General features: G+C 70.3%; 5 protein-coding genes. All 5 read left to right on the top strand.

The window, feature by feature from the left end:
* Positions 1-7 precede the first annotated feature (7 nt).
* Positions 8-973: a sugar kinase gene (locus AXW62_RS19930; RefSeq protein ID WP_079115700.1), complete on the top strand. Its 966-nt coding sequence runs from the start codon at positions 8-10 to the stop codon at positions 971-973.
* 224 nt (positions 974-1,197) lie between these two features.
* A complete protein-coding gene (locus AXW62_RS19925) occupies positions 1,198-1,851 on the top strand; it encodes a bifunctional 4-hydroxy-2-oxoglutarate aldolase/2-dehydro-3-deoxy-phosphogluconate aldolase (RefSeq protein WP_030834523.1) in 654 nt (217 codons plus the stop codon).
* A gap of 157 nt (positions 1,852-2,008) precedes the next feature.
* A complete protein-coding gene (locus tag AXW62_RS19920) occupies positions 2,009-3,205 on the top strand; it encodes a helix-turn-helix domain-containing protein (RefSeq protein ID WP_060945725.1) in 1,197 nt (398 codons plus the stop codon).
* A 298-nt stretch (positions 3,206-3,503) separates the two neighbouring features.
* Positions 3,504-4,688: a helix-turn-helix domain-containing protein gene (locus tag AXW62_RS19915; RefSeq protein ID WP_060945724.1), complete on the top strand. Its 1,185-nt coding sequence runs from the start codon at positions 3,504-3,506 to the stop codon at positions 4,686-4,688.
* 108 nt (positions 4,689-4,796) lie between these two features.
* On the top strand, positions 4,797-5,190 hold a 394-nt coding region (locus tag AXW62_RS19910; protein WP_079115701.1), incomplete at its 3' end, for a hypothetical protein.

The following is a 5,190-nucleotide window of genomic DNA, read 5'->3' as shown; positions in this document are numbered from 1 at the left end:
GGCACTGGTGACGAACGGTCCGGAAGTGGTCACGTGCGGGGAGGCGATGCTTCTCCTGCTCGCCGAGCCCGGGGTTCCGCTCGACCGGGCCGTGCATTTCCGCCGGTCGGTGGCGGGCGCCGAGTCCAATGTGGCCGTGGGCCTCGCCCGGCTCGGCCACGGTGTGCGCTGGCTGGGCCGGGTCGGTGCCGATCCGGCGGGCGAGGCGGTGCTGCGCGAGCTGCGCGCGGACTGTGTGGACGTGGCCCACGCGATCGTGGACGACCACGCCCCCACCGGGCTGCTGATGCGGGACAGCCATCCGCGCCGCGCTATCGACGTGCAGTACTACCGCATGGGGTCGGCCGCCTCCCGGCTGACGCCCGAGCAGATACGCCCCGAGGCGCTCGAAGGCGTCCGGCTGCTGCACCTGTCCGGGATCACGCCGATGCTCTCGCCGACCGCGGCGGCCGCGAGCCGGCGCCTGGTGGAGCTGGCCCGTGAGGCCGGGGCCAAGGTGTCCTTCGACCCGAACGTACGGCACAAGCTGGGCGGCGCGGCGCAGTGGGCCCAGACGGCGGGCACGTTGCTGCGCGACGCGGACATCGTCCTCGCGGGCGAGGAGGAGTTGGAGCTGCTGACCGCCCAACCCGCCGACGACGCGGCCCGGGAGCTGCTGCGCGGTGGGGCCGGTGAAGTCGTGATCAAGCGCCCCGACCACTCCTCGACCGTTCTCACGGCGGACGGCGGCTGGGACCAGTCGCCCTACGCGGTGCCGGTCGTCGACCCGATAGGGGCTGGTGACGGCTTCGCGGCCGGCTATCTGTCCGCGCGTCTGCGCGGACTGCACGAGGACCGGGCGCTCGCCGAGGCGGCGTGCGTGGCCGCCCTCGTCATCCAGGCGGCCACCGATACGGACGGGCTGCCCACCGCCGCGGCGCGGGACCGGGCGCTGGCCGAGTTCTCCGGCGGCGGAGACCCGGTGTACCGCTGAGCCGCCCCGCCGCCGCGACGGACGACGACACGACGGAGAGGCCCACCAGCACCCCCAGGGACAGCGCGGACGGCGCACCCGACCCGGACGATCCGAACACCGCACCACCGAGGGCAGCAGAGCACCGCACATCGTCAACCGCACACCGAAACCGCCGCATATCCCGGAGGCAATCCGGGGCGGCACCGCCAGCAGCACTTGGGAGAGGAAAGGCGGCGACCGCCGTGTACCGCTGGGAGATCACCCGCGCCGCGCTCGGGCAGCGCGTTCTCGCCATCGTCCGTAGCGACAGCTACGACCACGCCCATGCCACGGCGGACAACCTGCTCTCCGCCGGTATCACCAGCCTGGAGATCTCGCTGACCACCCCGTTCGCGCTGGAGGCGGTCACCACGCTGATCCGGGAGGTCGGCGATGACGCCGTGATCGGCGCGGGCACGGTGATCGACGCCGCCTCCGCCCGGATGGCGGTGGACGCGGGCGCCCGCTTCCTGGTCTCGCCCAGTCTGGACCCCGAGGTCATCCGCACCGGCCACCGCTACGGTCTGCCGGTCTTCCCCGGCGTGGCCACGCCCACCGAGGCGGTGCACGCGATGGAGCTGGGCGCGGACGCCCTGAAACTCTTCCCGGCCTCCGCCTACGGGCCCAGATGGGTCAGCGACGTACGGGCCGCGCTGCCGCAGGCCGCCGTCATCCCCACGGGCGGGGTGACGCTGGCCGAGGCCCCGGACTGGATCGCGGCGGGGGCCGTCGCCTGCGGGATGGGCTCGGCGCTGTCCGAGGGCGACCGGGACACCGTGGCCAAGCGCGCCGCCGAACTGCTGGCCCGCCTCGCGGACGTGGCACCGCCGCTGGACTCGGCGCACGAGCCGTACTGAGGGCGGGCCGCACGGCGTATCGGCGGCGGAGCGCGCGGGCTTTCGTCATGTCAAGCAAGCGCGACGGCCCCACCGAAATGGGGGCCGTTCAGCCGTACCGGCGGAGCCGACCGCGGGTACCGTTCTGAGTGCCAAGAGGTCAGGACGGAGTGTCAACATGCCACAAGGCGAGGACGAACACACCGGCGCACGGATCGCACGCACCCGGCGCGAGCGCGGCTTGACTCAGCAGGGTCTGGCGATGCGCGCCAACATCTCCAAGTCTCTGCTGTCCAAGGTCGAATGCGGCCAAAGGCCCGCCTCGCCCTCACTGATCGCCGCCTGCGCACGCGCGCTCAGCGTCACCACCTCAGACCTCCTGGGCCAGCCCTACACCCAGGAACTCCGGCGCGAGCGGCTCGACGAGGTGATACAGCCCATCCGGGTCAGCATGGAGAACTGGGACATCCCGCTCGACTGGCAGGTACGAGCCCGCCCCGTCGCGCTCATCCGCGCTGACATGGAGAAGGTCCTGGACCAGCGGCGGCAAGCTGAGTACCTGCCGATGGCCGTCGAACTTCCAGCATTGATCGACGAGTGCGTCCAGGTCATCCACAGCACCAGCGGGGAGGAGCAGCGACAGGGCCACGAGTGCCTGGCGTGGGCGTTCCGATGTGTCTTCACGCTGGCCTGGTCCTTCGGATATGTGGACTTGGCCACCGTTGCCCTACAGCGCTTGGCCTGGGCAGCGCCGCGTGCCGACGAGCCGGGGCTTGCCGCCATGTACGGCTACCTGCGCGCCCAGACGACTCTCTCCTCCAGCCGATACGACCTCGGGATGAGGGTGGTCGATGGCACGCTGCGGGACATGGCTGGACAGGATTCCAGGAACGCGGACGGCCTGGCCGCGATGATCGGCGTGCTTCAGCTGCGGGCGGCTGTGATCGCTGGCCGGGCGGGGGACGCCGACGCGGCGAACGCTCGCGTCTCCGAGGCCCGCGTGCTGGCGAAGCGGACTGGCGAGACGGCGGCCTACGGGGTCGGGTGGGGGCCCGCGAACGTGGGAGTCCACGCTGTTGCGATCGCCTGCGACGTGAACGAGTTCGGGCGGGCCGTTGAGCTGGCGGAGGACGTGCGGTTCCCCAAGGGCTGGGACCGGTCTCGGGCCGGGCATCACTGGTTGGACCTGGGAAGGGCCAACGTGTGGACGGAGAACTCAGATGAGGCTCTCCGCTGTTTGCAGAGGGCCCGCCGCACTGCCCCTCAACAGACGCGCTATCACCCGACGGTGAGGGAAGCAGTGGTGACGCTGCGCTCGCGTGACCGGTCGCGCAGCAGCGAGCTTGCCGAATTCGCGAACTGGATCGGCCTATAGCACGTGGGGGCACAGTCGGCACGATGTGAGGGTCAGTACACGGACCGTTACACGGAGCCGACCATGACGACCCATAACCTGCCCTGGAATCCGCCACCCGCCGTGGACGTCGAGGCGTTACCCGTCGGGGAGCGGTGGGACGCCGTCAGGGCGGGCCGCCCGGCGTATCGGCGGCGGAGCGCGGGCTTTCGCCGTGTCAAGCAAGCGCGACGGCCCCCACCGAAATGGGGGCCGTTCAGCCGTACCGGCGGAGCCGACCGCGGGTACGTTCTGGACGTCGAGCAGAACGGAGTTCAGCATGCCACAGGGCATCGAAGAGCACACCGGCGCGCGGATCGCGAGGGTGCGGAAATCCCGTCACCTGACACAGCGCGAGCTGGCCGACAAGTCTCATGTCTCGTACAGCACCATCACCAAGGTCGAGCAGGGCAACATGCCTGCCAGCCCCTCCGTCACCGGAGCCCTGGCCCGCGCCCTGTCCGTACCCGTCTCTGATCTCACGGGGCAGCCGTACATCGAGGAATTGCGCCATGACCAGCTCGACGGGCTGATCCAGCCCATCCGCGAGGCTCTGGACGTCTACGACCTCGGCCCCGATCCGGAAGTCGCTCCACGCACGCTTGACGCCCTGCGCAGCGATACCGAACGACTGTGCTCTCTGGTACGCGCCACCGATCTGAAGACTGCGGCGGCCGAACTCCCGGGGCTCATCCACGAGGCCACTGCCGCCGCATACACGGAGGGCACGGATCGGGCCTGGCAGATCCTCGCTTCCGCTTATCGCACGGCGTATGACGTCACCACCAAACTGGGCTACTCGGATCTCTGCACGGTGGCGCTGGACCGGGTGGAGTGGGCAGCGCAGCGTGGTTCCGACCCGGTGCTGTCAGGGATGCGCCAGTACATGCGTGCGCTCGTCTACCTGCGGGCAGCCCAGTATGGGACTGGGCATCGGCTGATCCGGATGGGGCTGTCGGCTATGGAGCAGGCCGCACCAGGCCGTGAACGCGACGTGGTGACCGGGCAGCTCCACCTCGGAGCCGCGGTGCTGGCCGCTCGCAGCAAGGACGGAGACGCTGCCGACGGACACCTGGCTGAGGCTGAGCGGATCGCGAAGCGCACCGGCGAGGCGATCGAAACCCACTGGCTGGCCTTCGGCCCGACCAACGTGGGCGTTCACAAGGTCAGTTCGCTGGCCGAGCGGGACATGTACCCCGAGGCAGTGGCGGCCGCGGAAGGGCTGACGTTGCCGGACGACTGGCCGCCGTCGCGGATGGCCCACCACTACGCCGAGGTCGCGCGGGCCCAGTTGTGGATGGGCCGGACGAAGGACAGTTTCGGCAGCCTGCAAAAAGCACGGAAGGTAGCGCCGCAGCAGACGCGATACCACCCGCTGGTGCGTGAGACGTACGTCGGGCTGGCGCACGCACGGCGGTCCATGCCGGAGACTTTCACCGGGTTCGGCGCCTGGCTGGGCAGGTAACGCTGCGTCAACCTCCGGCCGGGACTATCAGTCAGCTCTGATAGTTCCGGCCTTTTCACATCGGCACGATGTGACGGTCAGTAGACAGACCGTTGCAGGGAGCCGACCATGACGCCCCATAACCTGCCCTGGAATCCGCCACCCGCCGTGGACGTCGAGGCGTTACCGGTCGGTAAGTGGTGGGACGCCGTGCGGGCAGCGTCCATCGTGGGGGAACGTGCCCTGAAGACGCTCGGCGATGAGACCGGTGCCGTGATCCAGGACAGGTACGGCACCCTGTACTGGCTGGTGGCCGTGGGGTCCGCGACGAGCTGGCATCTGCGGCAGGTCCGCGTCCTCACAGAACTCGCCGACGAGCGGACCTACCTCGGCGTACCACCCGTCTCCTGGACGACGGGCCCCGGTTCCCACTGGCGCGTGCCGCTGGGGCCCGGCCGCTACCTGACCGACGCTTGGAGGCTGTGGGAAGCCCTGGCCGAGGCCGACCGCGCCGAGTACGGCC

The sequence above is a fragment of the Streptomyces hygroscopicus subsp. hygroscopicus genome (assembly GCF_001553455.1).
GTDB classification, from domain to species: Bacteria; Actinomycetota; Actinomycetes; order Streptomycetales; family Streptomycetaceae; genus Streptomyces; species Streptomyces hygroscopicus.
The sequence above is the reverse complement of the archived record's forward strand: the minus strand, read 5'-3'. Positions and strand labels throughout refer to the sequence as shown.